This window comes from Leisingera sp. M527 (assembly GCF_025141525.1).
Lineage (GTDB): Bacteria > Pseudomonadota > Alphaproteobacteria > Rhodobacterales > Rhodobacteraceae > Leisingera.
In genome coordinates this window covers 57,072-80,021 of the sequence record NZ_CP081038.1, presented here as the reverse complement: position 1 = coordinate 80,021, position 22,950 = coordinate 57,072, and the positions used below count along the sequence as shown (strand labels likewise).

The window sequence follows — 22,950 nt, the reverse complement described above, 5'->3', positions numbered from 1 at the left end:
AAAGGAATGTTGACGTTGCTTTAACGGCATCTTCAGGGCATGTTCTTTGGCCGCCGCGCTGCTGCGCGACTGGCCGCTTTCCCCCCCTGCCTGCCTCCGGAGACGCAGGCCGTGTCTTTCACCAGCCCTGCTGACCTAGGGGAGCAGGGTGCAAAAAAACAGATGCCTCAAGGCGTTGTGCTTGAGGCAGGATCCCGGGGCTCAAAACTGCCGCCCGGTAACCGTCGGTATGATGCGCGGCTATGCCACGCGCAAAGCGCGGAAGCGCTGCGCTTGAACTGCATCGATGTGTCCCTCGTTATCCGAATTTTTTGCGAACCTGCCCCAACTCGCCGCCCATTTCCAGCGTGTTCAAATAGGAATTCGAAGTTTGCTCCCGCATGGGCAATAATCCGAGCGCGGGCAGCGGGCGTGCCGGCGAAATTATGCCGAACCATTCGCGTCATGGTATTTCAGAGCGCACGTTAATGCTGTGTTAACCAAATGAAAAAACCATTCCGGAATACGGAGTGTTCGGGGAGAAATGTTTTGTTTCAGGTATTTCAAACATCCTGGCAAATTGAATCGCCTGCCTGGCTGTCAAGGATGCCGGTCAGCTCCGGATTACGGAGTTGCGAAATTGCCGACGCGGAAGCCATTGACAGCTTTTCGCGTTCCGAATCGTTGCGCAGCAGGGCGCAGACCATGGCCGCATAGCCGGCATCCGAGTCGGAAACGGCCGCAAACCCGTCCAGCGCGCCGCCAAAAGCATCCAATGTCCCGGGTGTCACCGCCACCGGCATGGCCAATGAAAGGTAGTCCACCACCTTGATCGGAATGCCGCTGCCGGTCTTCATAGGCGCCAGCCCGACCGCTTGCGGCCCGCCAAGGGTGGCCAGATCGTCCACCGGCCCAAGCAGCACCAGCCCTTCGGCCTGCGCCTCCCGGGCGGAAACCGTGGCTGCAATTGACCCGGCAATCCATAGCTTTGCCTCCGGGAGCCCGGCGCGCACCTTTGGCCAGACGTGCCGGCGCAGGAAACCAAGCGCTTCGGTGTTGCCGCCGTGGACAGAGCCGAGAAACAGCCCGTGCGGCTCTGTGCCGGGCTCTGCGCGGGGGCGGACGGCCTGTGCCGCGGGCGGCATCCATTCATGCCGGGCGCCGGGCAGCAGCGGCCGCAAGCGGTCGCGCTCGATGCAGCTGGCATGGATCAGGAGATCCGCCGCCCGGCAGCGCTGCGCCTCTTCGGCCAGGGTGATCACCGTATGGTCGGGCTGCAGCCCCTGCGCGGCAAAGTTTTCGGCCCGCAGCGAAAACAGATCATGCAGAAACACAACACGCGTGCGCGCCTCCAGCTGGTCCAGCAGCGGGCCGAGGCTGCTGTATTCCACGGTCAGCACCTCGGCGTCAGCTCTCCGCGCGCGCGCCATCACTTCCTCGGATTCCCGCGGCGGCAGCTCAACGCCAAGCAGGCTCGGATAGGGGCTGCGGCCCTGCCCGCTCAGCCGCCGCCACCCTTCTGCGGCGGCCCTGCGGGCCATGCGCAGCCAGACCGCCGGCGACAGCGAAACCCGGGTGCTGCCGATGCGGACCGTCTGCGCCCAGTCGATCTGATCCGCAAGATCTGCAATGCCGGGGTCCAGACGGGCCCAGGCCAGGTTGCCGAAGGACCGCCGCGGCGCAAAGACAATCCGGGTCGACAGCCCGGCGTCCCGGCACAGTTGCAGATAGACCTTCAGATAGGTGTTGCTGCCCGATCGCGCCCCGTCGAGCCGCCGCGCGACGATCAGGGTTGCGGGCCGCTTGCCCTCTGTCCTGCCGCCTGTCCTGTCCCCTGCCCCGCCGGTCACGCGCGTGCGCCGATGCGTTTGCGCAGGGCCTCAGCCAGATGCCCGGCCACCCGCCCCAGGGCGCCGGGGTGCCGCGCCAGGCGGGCCGCCGCCGCGCTAGGGCGCATGGCTTTCAGCTCGGCCAGCACCTCTTCGGTGGTGATCAGGTTCTGCAGGTTGCGCCGCCGCACCGCCAGCAGCCGGGCGGTGGCGCCCTGCTGCTGCGCGGACAGCCTGGCCGCCACCGCCTTGTCCGCGGCCAGCAAGGCCCGCATGTGGCTGCCTTGCGCCCGGCGCGACACGGACCCTGCGCGGCGGGTATAGCTATAGCCGGCCTCGCCGGTGAAATAGAGCCGCGCCCCGGCTGCAAGCGCCTCGAGGATCAGGTGGAAATCCTCTCCGTTGCGCAGGCTTTCATTATAGCGCAGGCCGTTTTTCAACAGAAAGCGGCGCGACAGCAGCGGCTTTGCATATCCAAAGCTCAGCTGCGCGCGGGCCATGTCGTTCAGCCGCAGCCAATCGGCCATATCCAGAACCCCCGCAGGGTGCCGCGCTGCCAGCCCTGGTCCGGGGAGGGTCTGGCCAGCGGCATCCACCGAGATAAAATCGTCGATCACGATATCCGCGTCCTGCTGCTGCGCATGGGCGTGCATCCGTGCCAGGCGGCCGGGCCGAAAGCTGTCATCGCTGTCCAGCACCGCGATCCAATCATCCTCTGCCGCCGCAAAGGCCAGGTTGCGGGCGCCGCCGGGCCCCAGGTTGACCGGGCTGCGGACCAATGACACCCGCCCGTCATGCGCTGCGATGCGGGCCACCGTCCCGGCAGTGCCATCGCGCGAGGCATCATCCGCCACAATGACGCTGACGGCAGCCCGGTCCTGGGCCAGAGCCGACTGAACCGCGGCGGTGATGCAAGCGTCAGTCTCATGAGCGGCAATGGCCACGGTGATCCTTGGCAGTTCAGGCTGAGCATGCGGCATTGCTGACTGTCCCGATGATATCATAGTCCATGGCATAAAGTTTCCGCAGCCGGGCTGCCACTCCGGCGGGCAGCAGGCTTGCGTTATCGGGCATGCAGCCCTCGCGGGCGTAAATTTCCCGCAGCTCTTGCACAGGCCGGTCGGCGGCATCGGACACCGGCTGCAGCGGCACGTCGGAGGTCCGGTTGACCGGTTGCAGAAAATACTGGTCTGCCAGCTCTGGCCCGATCACCCGGCACATGCCGGCATGAAGATTCTGCACCGGTATGGCGTCGGTATAGCAGACCCGCTGCAGATGCATCCGCTGCGGCAGCACATGGCGGTCAAGTCGGGAGAACCGGCGTCCCAGATAGTCTTCGGTGAAACTGCGGAAGGTTGCGGCTTCCGGCGGCTGGCCGGTAATCCGGGTGTAGCTTGCACTGATATCAGTGGCGCCGGTCTGTGCGATGAATTTGTTGCGGAACATCGACAGCGTTCGCTCGGCCGGGTCGCGGTAGGCAAAGATCAGATGGTCGCAGGCGGCCAGCGCACCCGGCGCCAAGCGGTGATGCTGGCGGATAAAGTCGATCGGGTGCTGATCCGGGCGCTTTTGCGCCCGCTGCGGGGAGCGGTCGAGAAACATTGTCTTGAAGCTGGAGCAGGCATTCTTGCGGATATAGCAATACCCGATCATCCGGCCGCCGATTTTCAGGCCAAAATGATTGCGGCCGATGCCGCGCACCGCGTCAAACCGCTGCTGCAGCCTGCCGAGGCCCGCCTTGTCTATTGCGGTGCGGTTGTCGAACATCCTCTTTACCTTGACCTGGGATGCATGCGCGCCGGCATCATCGCGGGTATTCCTGCATGCGGGCTCCGAACAGGCCTGAAAGAACGCCGGCAGCCCGGGCAAACAGGGCGATGCCATTGGCAAAACCGCGCTTGCCCTTGAAGATTGAACTGGCAAGCCAGCCAAACCCCACCACGATCATGCCTGCGCCGCGCACCAGGCAATAAGCCATCGAGCGCCCCCGCGAGCGGCGCAGCAGCATGGTCAGCGCCCGGGTGTTGCCAAACCGGAACTGGCGGCTGACCGCCCACCGCCAGGACAGCCGGTACGGCGGCTGTATTTCGCAGACCCAGGCATTTTGCGCATAAGCGCCAAGGCCGCCCGCCCGCACCACATCCTGAAAGAACATCGTGTCCTCGCCGCCGGTGAAGCTGAGCCGTTCGTCGAACCGGCAGCCGTGCCGAGTGGTAAAGCCAAGGTCCAGCAGCACGTTGTTGGTCCAGCTTTCCGTCCGTTTGCTGCCGTCCGCATACTGCCGCTGCTTGAAAAACAGCGTCTGCAGCCACCAGGCATCGCTGGCATCATCGACCAGCATCTGCACCGGTCCCTGCACAAAAGCGGCGCCTGTGCGTTCAGCCACACCCACCAGCTCGGTCAGCCACGATGGTGTCACTGTCTCGTCGTCGTCCACAAAAGCAAAGAACCCTTCGCTCCCGGCTTCCGTCAGCCCGCGGTTGCGCGCCATGGGTATCCCTGGCCGGGGTTCGTGCACATAACGGCAGGGCCAGGGGAAATCGCGGGTTTCCCGCTCGAATACCTCCTGCGAGGAAGGGGTGTCATCATTGTCCACGATGAGGAAAGTCAGCTCCATGTCGCGGCGCACGTCAAGCGTGCGATAGGAGCGCAAGAGTGCGATGAGCTCGTCAGGACGTCTGAAAGTGCACGCACAAACGAAAATCTTCAAAGACACACTCCGAAAAGGGGCTCTTTAACAATCCGGTCAAGGCCGGCACTCATGGGCTGCAGGAAAATTATGCACAAGTGATCAGGCTGTTGCAAGACGCAATGCCCTGCCGGAGCGTGCTGGAAAACTGCGCCCGGCATTGACCAGCCGGCACATCAGCGCGGTTGCCGGGACCGCAGGGAAGCTGTCCCGGTTTGCAGAAAAAACTCGCCGAACCGGCCTGCGGCCATATTATTTGATAGGTTGAGGTGCCGGATGGTGCGGGTGGTTTTGTTCTTAGGTAATCGTAAATGATCGTTTCGCATCGTCACAAGCTGATTTTTGTGAAGACGCTGAAGTCTGCAGGAACAAGTATCGAACTGGAGCTGGCCCGCCATTGCGGGCCGGATGATATCGTGACGCCGATCTTCCCGGGCATCCCCGGGCACAGGCCGCGCAACTGGCGGGGCTGGTTTGCGCCCTGGCGCGGGGTGCGCACGCGCAGCGATTTGCATAAGAATGTCCTGGAGTGCCTGCGGCGCGACCGGATCTACAACCACATCCCGGCCCGTTTTGCCCGCGCCCGGTTGCCGGCGCGGATCTGGGACAGCTACCTGAAGGTCTGCGTCGAGCGGAACCCCTGGGACAAGACGCTGTCGCATTTCCACATGTTCCGCAATGCGGCCTGGCACCGCCATCACGATCCGGAGCTGACGCTGGACCGCTATCTGGAGAACCGCATCTTCTGCCATAATGCGCCGTTTTACTGCGACACCAAAGGCAAGCCGCTTGTCGACCGGGTGCTGCGCTATGACCGCCTTGACGCGGAGCTTGCCAGCCTCTTTGCCGAAATAGGGGTGCCGTTTGAAGGGCTGCCGCGGGCAAAATCCACCCTGCGCCCGGACAAGCGGTCCTACCGCGAGGTCTTCGCCCCGCAGCAAATCCGCATCATTGCCGATGCATTCGAACATGAAATTTCCTTACATGGATGGGAGTATTGACGTGGCTGCCATAACGACCCGGGGCGGACCTTCTGTCCGTCTCAAAAAGAGTATTCTCACTTCCGCAGCGCTTGGGCTGTCCTGCCTGCTGATGACGGGGGCTGCTGCCGGCCAGATAGAAGGCAAAACGGCAGGGGTGCCGTTCCGGACGGTATTTCCGATCAGCGGCCCCGGAGCCAACTGGTGGCGGGCCGAGTATGACCACCCGGCCGGCTGGTTTCAAACCGCCTGGCGCAAGGAGGCGGTCGAGTTCGGCGCAGCGGGCGCGCGGATGCACCTCGCGCCTTCGGACCCGGTAGACCGCGTGGACGGCAAGGAGATGAAGACGGATAACGGATCGCTGCTGAAAGCCGGAAAAACCTCAAAGGAGTTTGTCAGCGGACAGGTGCAGCGGCGCAACTGGTACGGTTACGGCCGCTATGAGGTGGTGATGCAGGCGGCGGCCGGCAAAGGGCTGATCTCAGCCTTCTACCTTTATACCGGCCCGCATTTCGGCCACAGCCACGAGGAAATCAATATCGAGATCCTCGGCAAGGACACCGCCAGGGCGCATTTCAACCGGTTCCGTGATGGCGCGCCGCTGGAGCAGCCGCCCTGGGTTGATCTGGGTTTTGACGCTGCTGCGGCGCCGCGCCTTTATACAATCGACTGGTCCCAGGACGCCATCATTTGGTCCGCGGGCGGCACCGAGCTGTTCCGCCTGACAGGGGCGGAGCATGTGCCGCGGCCGCCGATGAAGATCTACTTCGAGCTTTGGGCCGGCAGTGAAAAGCAGGCCCATTGGTCGGGTATTGCGCCCAAGGACACCCATGCCTCGGCGCTGGTGCAATGCGCCTCCTACACGCCGCCCGAAGGCGGCACGCCGTCCTGCAGCGAGCTGATGACAACGGAATAGAGCCTGGATCCGGGCCTTCCAGCCGCCCGCAGCGCGCGTGCAGGCCCCGGTTCCAGCCTCACGGTTCCTTAGCCTCCCAGGGCGGCCTCCGGGAGCCTCGGGGCGTCAGGCCGCAGCGGGCATTCACCCGGAGCATTCACAGAGAGCATTCAACGAAGCGGCACCACTGGAGCGGCGGCGCGGGGGCAGGATCACCGGGGTCGGGATCACTGAGGCAGGATTACTGGGTGGTGAGGGTGAAATCCAGCGACACCTCAAAGACGTCGCCCGGCCGGACCGCATCATCAGGCCCCACCGCGATCACCTCCACCCCGCCGGCAGTGCTGCGGCGGACTTTCATACTGACGCTCAGCGGCAGATCCCCCAGCGCAGAGCCTTGCGAGGCCGCCAGCCCCAGGAACATCGCCTCGCGCTTGGTTTCCAGCTCGATCTTGCGGCGGGTGTCCTGCAACTGGGCGACCACCTCGTGGCGGCGGTTATCCACCGCCTGCAGCAGGTCGCGCCGGGTTTCGCCGATCCGCTGGCGGGCGCGGAAGATCGCGGTGTTCAGGTCCAGTTCCTCGGCGTTGAGATTGGCCAGAATGCGTTCGGCATCCACCAGACGGCTGGCAACCACGGCGCCGCGATCCACCAGGCCGCGCAGTTTATCGGCCTGGTCGCGGGCAATCTCAACCTGCCGCCGCTGCCCCTCCAGCTTGCCGTTCAAAGCCTCAAGCTCGGTATGGTACAGCGCGATCAGCGCCTCGTTTGATTCAATGGTGCGGATCTGCGATTCACCCCGGATATCAAAGATTGCGGTTTCTTCGGTCAGGATCCGTGCAACAGCCTCCGGACCGTCGGGATGGCGCAGGCCTTGCGGAAAGGCGATCCTCTCTGCGCCCGCCTGCTCGGCCATAAGCCGGGCCTGCCGCGCCCGCATCCGCATCAGCTCTACCTGGGTTCCGCGCAGCGAGTTCACCAGCCGGTACTCGGTATCTTCACCCGGCAGCTGGCTGCGGCTGCGGTAGAGCCCGCCGGCCAAGGCCAGCGCCTTGCTGGCCGTCAGCCCGGGACGCCAGGCATAGGCGCCGGGCGCGGCGGCATCGCCGCTGACATAAAACGGCCGGTAGGCCAGGATCTGCATTGAGACCGCCGGCGGCTGGTACAGGCCTGCCGCGGCCTGCAGCCTTGCCGCGATTTCGGCGGCAAGGTCCTCGGCGGTGGCGCCGCCGGCGGCAATGCTTCCGGCAATGGGGATTGCCAGGCTGCCATCCGGCGCCACGGTATAGTTTCCGGCCAGCGCCTCCATCGATTGATAAGAGGCGCTCTCGTCGTTCCAGGCAACCACCCGCAGTGACACGGTGTCCTCGGGGCCAAGCTGGTAAGGGGCGGCGGCAGCTCCGGCTGCGGCCAGCAGGGCCAGCAGCACCCAGGCCAGGGCTGCGGCAGATCGCAGGGTCTGCATCATGTCTGTTTCCACCATGGTTTGACGGTTTTCATAAATCCGGGATACTCGTATTTCCGCTCGGCGCGGCGCTTGACCCCGGTCATCACCGCATAGATGTTCTGCGCCCGCAGATCGCGGAGCCGCTCAATGCAGGTTTCCACGGTTTGCTGGGCTGTGGCGTTCCACCGCGAGGCCACCACCAGAGCATCCGCATGGCGCAGGAAGCTTGACACGTTGCCCAGCGACAGCACCGGCGTGGTATTGATAAGAACATAGTCGTATTTGTCTGCCAGGCTGGTCACCGCGGTTTCGATCCAGCGGTCCGGCAGGCAGTCCAGACCGGTCCGGGCGGTCTCGGCAACCGACAGGAACCAATAGCCGGCCGGGGAGCGGACAACGCCGCCCGGAACCGGCCCCGCCGCCTCTGTGTCCCCGGCAGCCGGGGAGGGCGCGCGGCTTGCCTTGGCACTGTCCTGTGCTGCATCAACCAGGATGACCGACTGGCCACGCGCCGCCAACGCATGTGCCACCAGCGCTGCGGTCATGGCCTTGCCTTCACCCGGCAGCGCCGAGGTAAAGACGATGGTGCCGCGGCCGCGGTCGGCGGCGCCGGACAGAAACAGCGCCAGCTTGCGCCCCTCTTCGACCAGGGTGCGTTCCGCGGCGGGCAGCTGTGCGCCGCTGCCCAGGCGGCCAAGCAGCTGTGCCGCCCGTTTTTTGCGCAAATGCGAAAGGCTGCCGATGACCGGCAGGCCGGTCGCCTGGCGCAGGGCGCGGGTGGTCTTGATGCTGTTGCTGGTCAGCTCAAGCAGCAGCGCCGCCCCCAGTCCGATGGCCAGCCCCGCCACACCCGCGATGGCCAGCCGCAGCAGCGACCTTGGCGCACTGGGGGTCTGCGGGACTTCGGCAAAGGACAGCAGCCGCACCGACGGCTGCTGCAGCGCTTTCAGCTGTGCCGATTCTGTGGCCACCTTGAGAAATTCCTCATAGGCGATCCGGTTGGCATCGGCGATCCGGCGCAGCTTGGCCAATTCGACCATATTGCGCGAGCGGGCGTTGACCAGCTGCTCCAGCCCCGTCAGTTTCTCTTCGATCGAGGCCACCACAGCTGAGGCAATGCTGGCCCGGGTTTCATACTCCGCGACGATGCGGGCGGTCTCCAGCGCCGCCTCTTCCTTGACCCGTGCAATCACCGCATCCAGCGCCGCCACCTGCGGCGCATCGGCGCCAAATTGCCCGGCCGCGCGGCTGCGCTCAATCCGGTGGCCGGACAGCTGCAGGCGCAGGCCGTTCAAAATCGGTGAATCCAGCACCTGCGAGGCTGCGGCGGGGCCATCGGCCGCCACCAGTTCCAGAACCTGGAGACGCTGCGCTTCGACGGTCACGATTTCGGTCCTTGCCTCGATCAGTGCCCGGCCAAGATTCTCGATCTGCCGGTTCAGCCGGTCGGCATTGTCCTGGTTGACGCCGGCCACGCGGGTCTGGAAGTCCACCACTGCGGTTTCGGCCTCTTCCAGGTTATGCCCCAGCTCCTCGACGCGTCCGCTCAGCAGCTGCACCTGTTCTTCGATGGCCTGGCTGCGCAGGCCCAGGCTGAAGCGCGGGTATTCGGCGGCCACCGCATTGGCGATGGCGGCTGCAAACAGCGGATCCGCCGCCTCGGCCGACAGGCTGATGCCATAGCCGTTGCCGCTCTGTTCGATCTGCAGCAAGGCAGCCAGACGGTCGGCGGCGGGACCGTATTGCAGCATGTCTCCGGCCAGGACCTGCGCTGCGGCCTCGGTTTCCGGCGCGGTTTGCGGCAGCGGCACACTGGCCGCCGAGGGCTTGCCGGCAGCGCCCGCTGCAGGTTTGGAACGGATCAGCCCGGATACGAACCGCTTGACCGAGCCCAGCACGCGCAACGGCAGCGGCGGCGGCCCGCCGGCCTTCAGCATCGGCGAGGTTTCATCGACGCCCAGGCGCTTCACCACCTCGATCATGAACGCCTTGGAGCGCATCGTCGCAATTTCCTGCTCGACCACCTGGCGGCTCAGCGGCACGCCGGTCAGCAGGTCGGCAATCGGGGTGCTGTTCTGCCGCGGATCCACCAGGGTCACCTCGGCAGTGGCGGTGTAGCGCGGCTGGATCTGCATCAGCATCACCCCGTTCACCACCACCACGGCCAGAAAGATCAGCCCGATCAGCAGCCAGCGGCGCCAGAAAAACAGATAGATATCGGACAGTTTGACCGCGCCGTCGCGCGGCGTGGCATCAAGCGGATCATCCGCCATGAAACTGAAAACCCCGCTGCGCCGGTTCAATGGCCCGGTCCTCCGTTGCCCGGCTTTGCGCCGGGGTGCATTGCTTGTGTTCCATGTCTCATTTCAGCACCTCATCCCTGGCCAGATTGACGGCAGATCGCGGCCCAGCAGCGTTGAGAGACCGGCATTGCGGGCCGACAGATGCTGTTCCAGATAGGCTTGTGTGGCGGCGGCCATCGGCGGCGGCCGCCCGGCGGTCATGAAGCGCGGGCTGACATGCGCGAACCACCAGTAATGCAGTTTGTTCTCCACCCGCCGCGCCAGCGTGGCGGAACCGCCCATATGCTGCCGGTAGCGGCCGCGCACCAGATGCCGCCCGATCCGGTTCGCCATCCGGTGCAAGGCCGGGCGCGCGGGATATCTGGTGCGGTTGAACCAGGCCCGCTCGGGGTCGACCCGCATCGGACCGGCCCCCAGAAAATGCGTCACCCCGTCGACGCAGCCCTGAATATCGGCGCGGAAATCCTCGAACAGGCAGACATGCACCCGGTCCCGGCCAAGCGCGCTGATAAAGCGCTGCAGGCCTGCGGCGTAGCTCGACCCCAGCAAAATGTGGGGATAGCGCAGGATCGCGACCTCAAAACTCTCGGCGGCGCGGGAGGTCTTGATCAGATGCCAGTACTGCGAATAGGCGCGCTGCACCGGGTGGCGCAGCATGAACACCAGCCGGGCATCGGGCAGCTGTGCCGCGATCCGCCGGGCCGCCAGTTCCGACATCAGATAGGTGGTTGAATCCTCTCCCACCAGCCCGCCCGGCGCCGGGCTGGGAAAGCGGTCTGCGTACCAGTCCTGATTGGCCTGCGCCCCGGGCCGCGGATCCCACCATTGCAGCGCACCGCCCTGCACGCTCAGGAAATCGGGATGCGCAATCGGGTCGTCGGCATCAAAGAAATGCACCTCATCCTGCGGCAGCGAAATCGCCGGGTGCTGATCGAGGATGAAATGCAGCGACGTGGTACCGCATTTCGGCGCCCCGCCGATGATGAAATCGGGACCCCGGCGGGTGCCGGGCCCGGCATCAAAACGGATCGGCGTTTCGTCGGGCTGCGGAACAATTTTATTCACCGGAACCGGTACCTCAAACTAAGCCTGATCAGCCGCGCGGCAGAGAACGCGTTGCGGCGGCAGGAAAATGCGACTGCATAGAAGACTAGGGCAACACGAGAGGCCGGCAACGCGATTGCGGCGGGCCTGTGGTCTGCGCGCCGCAGATCGGGCTGTTCCGGCCCGCTGCACTCACCGTTCCCGGCATCAGTGGCAGGCCTCCGGCGCGATTGGACATCGCCTGTGGACAAATCGCCGGCCGGGCCGGATAGTAAACCGGTAAGGGATTTCAACAGGCTGCAGTGTGCCGGCAATTTCCGTCATCGTTCCGACGTTCAATCGCAGAGATTACCTCCTGGAAGCGCTGACGGCGCTGCAGCAGCAGTCGCGGCCGGTTGATCAGATCATCGTCTGGGATGACGGCTCTTCCGATGGCACCGGTGAGGCCGTGGCCGCCATCCGCGATCCGCGGCTGCAATACCACCGGGCGGAAAATGCAGGCAAGGCGGCAGCGCTGAACCGGGCGCTGGCGCTGGCCCGCGGCGATTACATCTGGATTTGCGACGATGATGACATTGCCGCCCCGGACGCGGCAGAGCGGCTGGCGGGGATACTGGACGCAGCCCCTGAAGCCGGCATCGCAGGGGGCAGCTACAACCGGTTCCGCGATACCCCGCAGGGCCGCGAGGTGACCGGCCCCGGCTATTGGCCCGATCTTGGCACCGGCACGCCGCTGCGCCATCTGCTGGAGGATATCTTTCTGTTCCAGAACGCCACCCTGGTGCGGCGCCAGTGTTATGACCAGGTTGGCCCGTTCCGCGAGGATCTGCCGCGCTCGATTGATTACGACATGATTGTGCGGCTGGCGGTGCGCTTTCCTATAGAGATGACCAGCCGGGTGCTGTTCCTGCAGCGCAAGCACGATGGCGCCCGCGGGCCGGCCGGCCACCGCCATGCCGCCAGCGCCGCCGACCGCGTCTGGGCCGAGCAGGACAGGGCCGTGTTCCGGGGTTTGCGCGGTCATCTGCCGCTGCCGCTGATGGAGGCGATGTTCACAGGCGCACCGGCGCAGGTGCGCCGCGCCGCGCATCTGCAGCGCGGCGGCGTCTTTGCCCGGCACGGGCTGTGGCAGGAAGCGCTGGAGGATTTCGAGGCTGCCGCCGCCGCGGCGCCTGCGGTGCCGCTGGCCGCGGCTGAGATTGCGGTCTGCCGCCGGGCGGTTTCCGGCAAGCATGGGGTTGTCTTCAGCCCGCAGGACAGCGCCCGCCTTGTGCAGCTGCGCCGCAGCGGGCGCAGCGGGCAGGACATAACCGCCAGCCTGGGGCGCGGTCTGCTGTGGTCGCTGCGCCGTGCGCTGACCGGCTGCGATGCGGGAGAAACCCTGCGCCTTGCCCGGATGCTGGGCACCACCCGTCTGCAGCTGCAGCCTGCCGCCGCCTCTGTTCCTGGCAGCGCAGAGCTGCACGAGAACAGCACATTGCCACCCAGCGCCTATAACTGGTGATTTGCAGGGGCCGCCCCTAGCTTTCCCTCCGCCCCAGGCCCAGCCTGCGCCGCCCGCGCAGCCAGGCCTGTTCCAGCAGTTTTCCCAGCAACGCAGCCGACACCGCGGGCGGTGACAGCCATAGCGCCGCCATGCTGCGCAGATCCCTGGCCCGCACGGCATCAATCATCCGCCGCCAGACCCATTCCTTATGCACTTCCCGGCAATGGCGGCGGATGGCGGTGCGGGCGCTGCGGTCCAGCCCCGGCGTGCTGAGCAGCCGCCGGTCGGCCTGCACCAGCGCCCCGAGATCATCTGTGCTGTGGCAGCCGCTCAGGGAGTTTTCCCGGTAAACGGCGAAATAGCCCCGCGGATCCACCAGCCGGAAGGCCGCCCCGGCGGCCAGCGCCCGGGCATAGAGAATATAATCCTCGGCCAATCGCAGATCCTCGGCGTAGCGCAGCCCGTTCTCCTGCAGAAAGGCGCGCCGCATCAGCGGTTTGATAAAGCCCAGCTCGCCCCGCTGGCCGCGGCTGCCATGCGTATTGGCGTCCGCAAAAAACGCCAGCGTGATCTGCATCCGCCCGAAGTCATCCGGGCTCCAGAGCCGCCGTGCGGTTGCGGCAGGATCATCCTCGGTGACCATATAAAGATCGTCCGCCAGGCAATCGAGCGCCCCGGCCTCGGCCTCATCCGCCAGCCGGGCGATGCGGTCCGGGGCCATGTGGTCGTCGGCGTCCAGCACTGCGATCCAGGGCGCCGTGGCGGCCTCAATGGCGCGGTTGCGGGCTGCGGCAGGCCCGGCATTGCACGGCTGGCGCAGCACCGTGGCCCGCGGCGTGCCGCGGCACAGCTGCTCGGCCAGATCCGCAGTGCCGTCCTGCGAGGCATCGTCAACCACCACGACCTCAACCGGCACTGTCTGGGCAAAGGCGGAACGCAAGGCCCGCTCCAGCGTGGTTTCGGCGTTATAGGCGGCAATCACGATGGTTGCCCGCGGCGGCGCTACGGGTGCAGCCGGCTTCATGCCGCCCGCACCCGCACCGTCTCGCGGAACACAAAGCGGCGGTCGAGCCGGTATTTGACCGCATAGCCCACAGCAAGTCCCAGCACCGCGCCCAGCTCGCGCATTGCATCGCTCTGCCACAGCAGCCAAAAGACGGTCTCTGTGCCCCAAAAAATCGCGGTCGTGACCAGCCCCATTGCAGTATAAAGCGTGAATTTGCGCCCATGCGCGGCCAGTCCCCGGGTCGCATCGGCAAAGATCCAGCGCTTATCCAGGACATATTTCAGCGCCAGCCCGGCAAGTGTGCCGCAGCCCACCGCAGCGGCAAAGCCGCCCGCGCTGCTGCCGCTTGCGGCCAGCACCAGCCGCTGCACCGCCAGATTGGCAAGCACCGCCAGCACCGCAAAGGCGCCATAGCGCAGGGCCAGCGCGGTGCCGCTCACAGCATCACCCCGCCCAGGGCAAACAGGAAAATCAGCGCCAGGCAGACGATGGAAACATAATCCCGCGCTGCAAATACCACCGGATCATCATGCATCCAGCCGCGGTGGGTGATCATCACCATCCGGCTGAGCCAGAACAGCAGCACCAGGCAGATGCCCCACAGCGCCTCCGGATAGGCATAAAGCTCGCGCACTCCGCCGGTGTTGAGATAAAGCGCCATCACCAGCACCGACATATAGCCCGAAGACACCGCCATATTGGCGACCAGCGGCGTGTCCGATGTGCGGTAGCCGCGCCCGGCCACCGTCTTGTCCCCGCCGCCGCCTTCGGCAACCAGCTCGGCCTGCCGCTTCATCGCCGCCAGGGCAAAGAAGAAGAACATCGAAAACGCCAGCAGCCAGACCGACAGCGGGATCCCGGTGGCCACCCCCCCGGCGATGATCCGCAGGGTGTAAAGGCCGGCCAGCGCGCAGATATCCACCACCAGGCGGCGCTTGAGCAGGAAAGAATAAAGCGTGGTGACCGCATAGTAGAACGCCATCACCGCCGCAAAAGCCGGCCCGAGCGCAAAGGCGATGGCAAAGCCCGCCAGCAGCAGCCCCGGCGCCAGCACCGTGCCCCAGGCCAAGGGCAGCCGGCCGCTGGCAAAGGGCCGCAGCCGTTTGCGCGGGTGCACCCGGTCGGCGGCCAGATCCAGCAGGTCATTCAGCAGATAGACCGAGGAGGCAATCAGACTGTAGGCGGCAAAGGCCATCAGCGTCTGCACGATGGCTGCAAGGCCGAACTGATGCGCCGCCATCAGCGGCAGGAACACCAGGACATTCTTCAGCCATTGATGCGGCCGCATCGCCCGCAGCAACGGCCGCAGACGGTCCTCCCTGGGGGTCAGGTGCAGCACGGTCCCGGTGGTGCGCTCCGCCTCTGCCGCCAGCCGCGGCGGCAGACCGACGGTGATCGCCTGGGCGGCACTGCGCCAGACCGCCAGATCCGCCCGGGAGTCGCCGATATAGGCGTATCCTTTGTCGCCATAAAGCGTGCGCAGCCGCGCCGCCTTGGCCTCTCCCTTCAGGTTTTCCTGCCCGTCCGAGCCGATCGCCTCGTCGAACAGCTCCAGATGATCCGCGATCCGCGTCACGATGTTCTGATCCGAGGCCGAGACCAGCGCCGTGCGGCCGCCCTGCTGGCGCCATTCGGCGACATAGGCGATCACTTTTTCATTATAGGGCAGCACCGCCGCATCAACCGGGCCGGCGCGCTCCAGAAACCGCTTCAGCGGCGCCCGCCCCTGGCCCAGCTTGCCCAGTACCGGCAGCACGCTGGTCCATCGGTGCGACAGCGCCGACCAGGCCGTTTCAAACAGCATATCTGTCCGCAACAGGCTGCCGTCGAGGTCGACGACAAGCGTCAAATCCGCAATTCCGGCTTTGGTAAGGGTCCCGAGCCCCCGTGAATCATCCATCGCAATCCCGCAATAAAACAGAGTGGCACACACCCGGCATCCTGACATGTGTTTCCGGCGCGCCGCGCGTTCACGCTGCGTGTGGATCCGGCGTACGATCTAGAAATCTAGAGCAATATTCCGGGTTGTCTGCAGAAAATGCACAGGTTTTCTTGCAAGGCGCCAGCTGCGACGCTGCTTCTTCTTCAAGTAAAAAACTCGCGCGCGTCAGGGGGCCTGGCCGCGAAGCCGTCCGAACAGTTCCGCTATTGGAGCCGCTACAAGCGAAGGACACTCTGCTGCCAATGCGGTGATTTTGAAACGTTTGCCCCAGGACCTGCCCGGGCGCGGTTTTTTGCCGTGCAGCCGGGGCCTGGCGGCAGGCCGGCAGCAGGATTTTGCTGAAATAGGGCGGACCGGCCTCATTCGATTGCGCCGCCGCGGAAAATAGTGTCCGAAAGCGCATCATGGAACCGGCGCACAGCCGCACGAGGGCCTTACAAGACCTATTCATGGGGTGTGCTTGGAAGATAACGTGTGCTCAAGCCAATGTGAACACAACATCTTGCGGGTTTCAGGGAGAGGCCGTAAGATTTGACTATGGGAGGGGATCGCGCAATGATTGCAGTTGTGGCGTGTATCCGCAACCTTGAATGGAGTCGCCTTGTATGAGACACCTGCCCGTAAGCGCACCAAGCTTTGCCCTCTGCCTGGGCCTGGTTCTGATATTGTCCGGTGCCTCCTGGTGGCTTACTGCCGCGGGATTGCTGCTTGGGGCGCCGCTTTTCGCGGCGGCCTGCTATGTCGTCTGCACCGCCATTCTGCCTTGTGACCCGGCCGCACGGCGTTCCCGCTCTCCGTCCCGGCCCTCTGCCCGACCCGGCCGCTAGCAGCCGGTGCGCCTGATCACCACCAGCCAGGTCTTGAACAGGATCCGCAGGTCCAGCAGGAAACTCATGTTGCGCAGATAGTCGTCATCCATCGACACGCGCTCGCCATAGGTGACGCTGTTGCGCCCCGAAACCTGCCAGAACCCTGTGATTCCCGGAACCTGTGCCAGGTAGGACCCGGACTGGCTGCCGTATTTCCTGATCTCATCCGCAACCACGGGACGCGGGCCGACAAAGCTCATCTCGCCAGTCAGCACATTCCAGATTTGCGGCAGCTCATCCAGGCTGGATTTGCGCAGGAAATCCCCGAACCGCGTCACCCGCGGATCCTTGGCCAGTTTGCGGTTGCGGTCCCATTCCTTGGCGGCCTCGGGGTGATCGCGCAGGTAGGCCTGCAGCTTCTCCTCCGCCCCCATCACCATGGTCCGGATCTTCCAGCACTTGAAGCTGGCGCCGCCCCGGCCGATCCGGGTATGCCCGAAAAAGCCCGGACCGCCATCCCGCCGGGCTGCCAGCCATAGGATGGCAACCAGCGGCGCAATCAGCGGCAGCAGCACACTGGCCAGCAAAAGATCAAAGACCCGCTTGCCGGCGCGTCGGTAGATTCCCCCCGTTTTTACAAGCCTGGCAACAGCCGTGTCGGTCCCCCCGCAGGTCCCCGAAGCATCGAAATTTCGTAGCGGGACCTGGTACTCAACAACATTTTTCATACTCACTACCCAAAACACCACATCAGGGCAAACTAGAACAACTTGATAAAATTTCCCCCCTGACAGACGCCATTCTAAGCGCGATTCTCAAAAAAAGTAAATTTTTAACTAAGAATTCAAGGCAAGCCAGAAAACAGGAAATGGCTTAAGTTTCAGAGAAATTGCCTTTTCAATATCTTACGATCCAGATGCTGGTCTGCCCGGCCCTGGGGGAGCTTGCAAAACGTCTCAGGGCGCTGAAACAGAAAACGGGCCCCGAAAGAGGCCCGTTTCCCTGAATTCATGCCTGCGCCAGCGGCGCAGTCAAAATCAGTTGGTGGTGGTGGTGGTGGTGGTGGTGCCGACTTCGTCGTCGTCATTGGCAACCACGCCCAGCACAGCCAGGCCTGCCACGGCACCTGCAACGGCGCCAGCGCTCAGGCCACCGGCAGCACCGATGCCGCCGCCTGCGCCGCCGCCGCCTGCACCGGCTTCAACGCCGTTCGGTGCGGGAGCGGTCTGGGCCGAAACGGCGGTTGCGGAAGCCAGTGCGGCCAGGGTCAGGGCGGTCAGAATGGTTTTCATTTTCAAACTCCTCTGGAGAACTGTGGAAACATGTGTTGAGGCGACCTTATGGGAGGCGGTTTTTCTTTTCAACGTATGGAATAGCCGCAAAACTGTTGAAATCCGGTTTGTTCCGCGGATTTTTTCTGCCCGTTGCCGCAAAGCCGCGGGAAACCGGCGGAATCCGCGCGCCAGTCACAGCCGCAGCTGGCGGATCCGCACATATCCGGTCTCTGGTCCGGCCCATTGCCGCGACTGCCAGACCTGATTGCGGCCGGGGCGGGAATCAACCCAGTAATCATTGATCACCACGCCGCCGCTGCCCTCGCAACGCTCTTGCAGGCGGCGGGCGGGATGGGTCACGTCGATAATCTCCACCGGCTCCGGACCCAGGTCCTGCAGGCTGCAGGCCATGCTGAGGATCGCCTGGCCGTTGCCCTTGGCACGCACCGTATAACGCCGCGCACCGCCGCGTGCCGGGCCTGCCGCGCCGTCCGCAGCAGGCACCTGCGCCGACAACAGCCCGCCGCCAAGGCCGCGGGTGGCAATCACCATGCCGCTGCGCAAGGCCAGCGAGACATTGTCCTGGGTGCGCCAGACCTCAACCGTGCCGGGGCTGCTGTCGCGGCGCGTCAGGGCGCGGGTCAGATAGGCCCTGGCATCGCGGTTTTCGATGGTGACCTCGATATAGGCCTGGCTTTGCTTGTCCAAAAGCGCCCGGGTCAGCTGCACCGGCGGCGGCGCTGCGCTGCGGCGTTTGGTGATCTGCGCGCCCACCGCCCGCAGCACTTCCAGCTCCGCCGGGGTTTTCTCGGGGCCTTTGGCACAAGCCCCCAGCACCAGCACCAGCCCGGCCAGGGCGGCGGTCATCCTGATCATGTTCATTCCCAGAACCTCGCGCGCTGTTCTTCCAGGCTCTTGCGGTGGGCCTCGCGCACCGACCCGTACAGCCGGTCCGGCACCGCCACCCGCTGGCCGCCGTCTCGCTGGGTCGGGCGGATAGTCAGGCCGAAGCCCGACCGCGACGGCTTGCCCAACAGCCAGTCGACGGGGATGCGGAAGCGGAACCCCTTGTCAAAGGAGCCTTCGCCGAAATCCTCGGCCGAGACATTGGTCAGCGTAAAGAAGGCGCCGATCAGGAAACCGTTGTTGAATTCGCGGTTGAGGCTGAAGGTGCCGCCGTAATCGCCCGCCAGGTAGCGGCCCGCATCGACCTGCATCAGATAGCCCTTGCCCAGTTCCGCATAGGCCGAGGCATGGCCGGTGAAGACGCGGTAATCGCGAAAACCAAAGCGCTGGTCGAAATCGCGCTGCACCACGTAATTGCCTTCCACCCCCAGGCCGATGCGGCTGTTGACCGGTTTCCACAACAGCTCGCCCGAGACACCGCCGTACATGCTCTCGAACAGGCCCGCGGTGGCACGGGCATAAAGATTGCGGCCCGGCTTCCACAGGCGGCTGGCATAGAGGTTTTCCAGGGTGGTGCCGAACTGGGCATATTCGCGCTGGTCGGTGCGCACATGCGGCAGCACCGAATTGGAGGCGCGGCCGTTTTTCACATTGCCCGCCAGCCGCTGGCGGATGGTGCCGGCAATGCGCCAGCCCGGCGCCGGCGCATAAGAGGCGGCGAAATCAAGCCCGGCATCCAGCCGGAACGGCTGCGCGGGGTCAAAGTAAGCCGGTTTTGTAAAGGGGCTGACCGAGGTGGCAAAGGCCGGATACAGCTCGCCCGAGAAAATCGCGTCTTCCGGCAGCGGCCCGGCATCGCGGACACCGGCGGCAGCACTCAGCGCATCCGCTGCATCCGCATCGAACTCCAGCGCCTCCAGATCCGAACGCCGCACTTCTATCGCCGCCAGGCCAAGGCCGCGGCGCACCGGCACCAGGCGGAAGGTCTCGACCGAGGGCGGCAGCGCCTGGGCCAGGGCGCGGGCGGCCCGGCCTGCGGCCTGCGCCGCTGAGCGGTAGCGCGGATTGCGGTAGCGCAGCTCGGCTGTGGTGCCGGTGAGGGTGATCGCCTCCAGCACCAGCCCGTCCGCCTTCAGCGTCTCGGCGGTCAGATCCCGGAACTGCCGTTTTTTGGCCTCGCTGGCCACCCAGTCCTGGTCCCAATGGCTGGCTTCAGTGGCCCATTGCGTGCGCGGGATAATGGGGTGCGGCGCGGGCACCGCCATCGGGGTCGGCGGGTTGTTCGGGTTCAGCTGGATCTGCGCATTAAAGCCGATTTCCGAGCCGTAAAGGTAATAGGCGCCCAGCCGCAGCCGGTCGGAATACTGGTATTCCACCCCGTAGTTGACCGAGGATTTACGCTCAAACACGTTTGAGACCTGGGTTTCGGTCACATAGGCGTCGGTGGAATATTCCGCCTTCAGGCTCCAACGCTCATCCGGCTGCCATTCAAAGCCGCCAAAGGGCGCGAAATCGCCGCGGAACCATTGATCGGTGGCCAGCTCGCCGCCGGTGCTGCCGCCCACAAAGGTCGGGCGCACGCCGCCGATATTGCCAATGGCGCCGCTGCTGCCCAGCCGCCCCCAGCCCAGGCCCGCAGAAAGCTTCAGCCGCCCCGGCGTCTTGCCCCAGCCTAAGGCGGCGCCCTCAAACCGTTTGGTGGCGACAAAATACTCTGCCGCATAGACCCCGGTGCCGGCAAAATCCTGCAGCCCCATGGTGACCTCGGGCAGCCAGCCGCGCTCGCGCCATAGCCGGGCGCGCACGTCAAAGCCGCGGTCGTAATAGGTGTCAAAACCGAACAGCCCCAGATTCTGGATGCCGTTGTAGCGGAACGAGGCGCTGAGCCAGGGCAGCGCCTGCACGGTGATGTTGTAGCGCGAGGTGCCGCCGAACCAGGAATAGGTGACCGCATACTGGCCGTCGGGCAGCATCTCGGAACTGGGGGTGTCGATGATCCCCGGCGAGCCGTAAAAGTTGAGGCTCGGCGGCGGCAGCGGCTTCAGCCGCGGCGCGGCAGCCTCGGTTCCGGGGGCGGCGCCATGGCCTTTGCGGGTGATCTCCGGCCCCAGGGCCAGACCCGGCCCGGCCGCCAGGCACAGCAGCGCAGCCGGCGCGGCTCTGCACACAAGTGTCTTGATCGGGATCACGGGAAAACCTGCCTTTTGGAACTGCCTCTGGCCGGGTCTCTTTGCCCGGGCTTGCCACCTGTTGCCCCGTTTAGAGCATGATTGGCAAGGCCGGATCAATTGCCGCAGCCCCGGCGGCGGCAGTTTCACCGCCACTGCAGCCCCAGAGCCGCACCTGTGCCGCACCTGTGCCGCCGCTGCAATGCGTCCCCGCGCAGGATATACGGGTCTGATTAAGGGATTTTACAGGGTCAGGAGCTTTTGCGCTCCGGGGCCGGCGGCTGGCAATAGCCCTCGACCCAGCGCTTGATCACCTGCCGCGCTGCCGCCTCGTCGCCGGAGGCCACCGCCTGGCGCAGGCTTCTGAGCAGCGCTGCCACTTCGATCTCCGACAGCACGGTTTCGCGGGCGCAAAAGATCTTCTGATGGCGGGTGTGGACCAGCTCCCCGGTCAGGGTCAGCTCCTCCTCCATCTTCTCGCCGGGGCGCATCCCGATGATCTCGATGGCGATATCGCCCTCCGGATGGTCTGCGTCGCGCACCGAATGGCCCGCACTTTCGATCACCTGGCGGGCCAGTTGCAGGATCGGCACCGGCTCGCCCATATCCAGCACAAACACCTCGCCGCCTTCGGCCATGTCGCTGGCCTGCAAGACCAGCTGCACCGCCTCGCTGATGGTCATGAAGAAGCGTTTCACATTCGGGTCGGTGACCGTCACCGGGCCGCCGCGGCTGATCTGTTCCTGAAACAGCGGCACAACCGAGCCGCTTGATCCCAGCACATTGCCGAAGCGCACCATGGTGAACACGGTTTTGCCGCCGAACCGGGTGGACAGATCCTGCACGATGAGTTCCGCCATCCGTTTGGAGGCGCCCATCACATTGGCCGGGTTCACCGCCTTGTCCGAAGATATCAGGATGAAGCGTTCGACCCCTGCGCGCGCGGCAGCGCGGGCCAGGGTCTGGGTGCCAAAGACATTGTTGGCCAGGCCCGGCAGCGGGTTCGCCTCGACCAGCGGCACATGTTTATAGGCCGCCGCATGCAGCAGCACCTGCACCGCATGGGCATTCAGCACCATCCGCACCTGGCGCGGATCGGTCACCGATCCCAGCACCGGCACCAGATCAATGCCGGCAGCCTCGGCCAGCGGCCCCAGCTCCTGATGCACATTATAAAGCGCCAGTTCGCTGAGTTCGAACAGCACCAGTTTCGCAGGCCGGCAGGTCAGCACCTGGCGGCACAGCTCCGAGCCGATCGAACCGCCCGCCCCCGAGACCAGCACCACCTTGCCCTGATAAGACCCTGCCGCCTCTTTCAGCGGCACGTTGCGGGCCGCGCGGCCCAGAAAGGCCTGCGGCGCCACCGGCGTCAGCTTGTCGACCAGGGCTTCCTCGCCGATCAGCTGGGCAAAAGAGGGCAGCGCCTGCACTTCCAGCCCCAGCTTCTGCAGCCGCTGGGTGATCTGCGCCTGGCGCGGCTGGCCTTGCGACGGCATCGCCAGCAGCACCCGGCGGATCCCCCGCGCCTGGACAATTTCGGCAATCCGCGACGGCGCAAACACCGGCAGCCCGACCAGGGTCAGCCCCTGCAGCGAGGAATTGTCATCGGCAAAGGCAACCGGATCGATGCCGTCATGGGCCTTCAGCGCCTGGGCCAGCTGAGTGCCGGTATTGCCGGCCCCGTAGATCAGCACCCGGCAGCGCGGCTGGGCGCGGCGGTAGACCATCAGCACCATCTGCAGCATCGCCGCGCGTGCCACCACCATGAACAGGAAATAGCAGATCGCAAACACCACATGGGTGCCCGGGCCAAGCGCCGGGCCAAAGACGGCGGCCAGCAGCGCCAGCACCAGCGCGGTGCCGCCCGCCAGCAGCGCGCTTTGCGCCGCGGCATGGCGTTCATAGGCGTTGAGCTGCACATGCGGCAGCCCCAGCCACAGCGCCAGCGCCGCCGCCGCGGACATCACATAAGGCAGCACCGGCAACAGCGACGCAAGCGTGGTAAGCGCCGGATCCGGCAGCGGCTGCACCTCCAGGGTGAACAGCAGCGCCAGCGGCAAGAGCGCCAGGTCAGCGGCCAGAAATACATAGGACTTCTGCCTGCGCGACAGCGCACTGATCAGATTATACATGCCCGCCTGCCCTCAACTGCCATGTGCCAATGCCTGCACTTTATTATCCTGTTATCGCGAT

General features: G+C 65.1%; 18 protein-coding genes. 3 read left to right on the top strand and 15 right to left on the bottom strand.

Features of this window, described 5'->3' with window-relative positions:
• Positions 1 to 542: 542 nt before the first annotated feature.
• From K3555_RS21505 to K3555_RS21490, 4 genes are read right to left on the bottom strand one after another with little or no spacing between them, the layout of a single operon-like run.
• Entirely contained in the window at positions 543 to 1,829 is a 1,287-nt protein-coding gene (locus K3555_RS21505) for a glycosyltransferase family 4 protein (protein ID WP_260008600.1), read from the bottom strand.
• Positions 1,826 to 2,788 carry a glycosyltransferase gene (locus tag K3555_RS21500; protein WP_260008598.1) on the bottom strand — a complete coding sequence of 321 codons (963 nt, stop codon included), beginning with the start codon at positions 2,786 to 2,788 and terminating at the stop codon, positions 1,826 to 1,828. The genes K3555_RS21505 and K3555_RS21500 overlap by 4 nt, the downstream gene beginning before the upstream one ends.
• Positions 2,769 to 3,575, bottom strand: a complete 807-nt coding sequence (locus K3555_RS21495) for a sulfotransferase family protein (protein WP_260008597.1) — start codon at positions 3,573 to 3,575, stop codon at positions 2,769 to 2,771. Before K3555_RS21495 ends, K3555_RS21500 begins: the two co-directional genes overlap by 20 nt.
• Positions 3,576 to 3,612: 37 nt before the next feature.
• Positions 3,613 to 4,461, bottom strand: a complete 849-nt coding sequence (locus K3555_RS21490) for a glycosyltransferase family 2 protein (RefSeq protein WP_260008596.1) — start codon at positions 4,459 to 4,461, stop codon at positions 3,613 to 3,615.
• Between the two features lie 347 nt (positions 4,462 to 4,808).
• Between K3555_RS21490 and K3555_RS21485 the strand changes: the two genes are divergently transcribed.
• Together K3555_RS21485 and K3555_RS21480 are read left to right on the top strand one after the other, a co-directional pair.
• Positions 4,809 to 5,498, top strand: a complete 690-nt coding sequence (locus tag K3555_RS21485) for a hypothetical protein (RefSeq protein ID WP_260008595.1) — start codon at positions 4,809 to 4,811, stop codon at positions 5,496 to 5,498.
• Position 5,499: 1 nt separating this feature from the next.
• A complete protein-coding gene (locus K3555_RS21480; RefSeq protein ID WP_260008594.1) occupies positions 5,500 to 6,393 on the top strand; it encodes a family 16 glycosylhydrolase in 894 nt (297 codons plus the stop codon).
• A 220-nt stretch (positions 6,394 to 6,613) separates the two neighbouring features.
• Here K3555_RS21480 and K3555_RS21475 read toward each other — a convergent pair whose 3' ends face one another.
• The 3 genes from K3555_RS21475 to K3555_RS21465 all read right to left on the bottom strand — a co-directional run bounded on the left by K3555_RS21475 (position 6,614) and on the right by K3555_RS21465 (position 11,187).
• Positions 6,614 to 7,840 carry a polysaccharide biosynthesis/export family protein gene (locus K3555_RS21475; protein WP_260008592.1) on the bottom strand — a complete coding sequence of 409 codons (1,227 nt, stop codon included), beginning with the start codon at positions 7,838 to 7,840 and terminating at the stop codon, positions 6,614 to 6,616.
• Positions 7,837 to 10,122 carry an exopolysaccharide transport family protein gene (locus K3555_RS21470; RefSeq protein ID WP_260008591.1) on the bottom strand — a complete coding sequence of 762 codons (2,286 nt, stop codon included), beginning with the start codon at positions 10,120 to 10,122 and terminating at the stop codon, positions 7,837 to 7,839. Before K3555_RS21470 ends, K3555_RS21475 begins: the two co-directional genes overlap by 4 nt.
• A 63-nt stretch (positions 10,123 to 10,185) precedes the next feature.
• The gene (locus K3555_RS21465) at positions 10,186 to 11,187 is read right to left on the bottom strand and encodes a sulfotransferase (protein ID WP_260008710.1); all 1,002 of its coding nucleotides are present in this window, start codon (positions 11,185 to 11,187) and stop codon (positions 10,186 to 10,188) included.
• Positions 11,188 to 11,470: 283 nt separating this feature from the next.
• Between K3555_RS21465 and K3555_RS21460 the strand changes: the two genes are divergently transcribed.
• Positions 11,471 to 12,670, top strand: a complete 1,200-nt coding sequence (locus tag K3555_RS21460; RefSeq protein WP_260008708.1) for a glycosyltransferase family 2 protein — start codon at positions 11,471 to 11,473, stop codon at positions 12,668 to 12,670.
• Positions 12,671 to 12,686: 16 nt separating this feature from the next.
• Here the strand turns inward: K3555_RS21460 and K3555_RS21455 are convergent, their stop codons facing one another.
• The 8 genes from K3555_RS21455 to K3555_RS21420 all read right to left on the bottom strand — a co-directional run bounded on the left by K3555_RS21455 (position 12,687) and on the right by K3555_RS21420 (position 22,889).
• A complete protein-coding gene (locus K3555_RS21455; RefSeq protein ID WP_260008707.1) occupies positions 12,687 to 13,676 on the bottom strand; it encodes a glycosyltransferase family 2 protein in 990 nt (329 codons plus the stop codon).
• Positions 13,673 to 14,098 (bottom strand): GtrA family protein, encoded by a 426-nt coding sequence (locus K3555_RS21450; RefSeq protein WP_260008706.1) that lies wholly within the window; start codon positions 14,096 to 14,098, stop codon positions 13,673 to 13,675. The genes K3555_RS21455 and K3555_RS21450 overlap by 4 nt, the downstream gene beginning before the upstream one ends.
• The gene (locus K3555_RS21445; protein WP_260008705.1) at positions 14,095 to 15,558 is read right to left on the bottom strand and encodes a UbiA family prenyltransferase; all 1,464 of its coding nucleotides are present in this window, start codon (positions 15,556 to 15,558) and stop codon (positions 14,095 to 14,097) included. The genes K3555_RS21450 and K3555_RS21445 overlap by 4 nt, the downstream gene beginning before the upstream one ends.
• 865 nt (positions 15,559 to 16,423) lie before the next feature.
• A complete protein-coding gene (locus tag K3555_RS21440) occupies positions 16,424 to 17,137 on the bottom strand; it encodes a sugar transferase (RefSeq protein ID WP_311200048.1) in 714 nt (237 codons plus the stop codon).
• 309 nt (positions 17,138 to 17,446) lie between these two features.
• Positions 17,447 to 17,701 (bottom strand): hypothetical protein, encoded by a 255-nt coding sequence (locus K3555_RS21435; protein WP_260008704.1) that lies wholly within the window; start codon positions 17,699 to 17,701, stop codon positions 17,447 to 17,449.
• 174 nt (positions 17,702 to 17,875) lie between these two features.
• Complete coding sequence (locus tag K3555_RS21430) at positions 17,876 to 18,565, bottom strand: YjbF family lipoprotein (RefSeq protein ID WP_260008702.1); 690 nt, start codon at positions 18,563 to 18,565, stop codon at positions 17,876 to 17,878.
• On the bottom strand, positions 18,562 to 20,778 hold the full coding sequence (locus K3555_RS21425; protein WP_260008701.1) for a YjbH domain-containing protein: 2,217 nt from the start codon (positions 20,776 to 20,778) through the stop codon (positions 18,562 to 18,564). The genes K3555_RS21430 and K3555_RS21425 overlap by 4 nt, the downstream gene beginning before the upstream one ends.
• Positions 20,779 to 21,008: 230 nt before the next feature.
• Complete coding sequence (locus K3555_RS21420; RefSeq protein WP_134831454.1) at positions 21,009 to 22,889, bottom strand: nucleoside-diphosphate sugar epimerase/dehydratase; 1,881 nt, start codon at positions 22,887 to 22,889, stop codon at positions 21,009 to 21,011.
• Between the last annotated feature and the right edge of the window lie 61 nt (positions 22,890 to 22,950).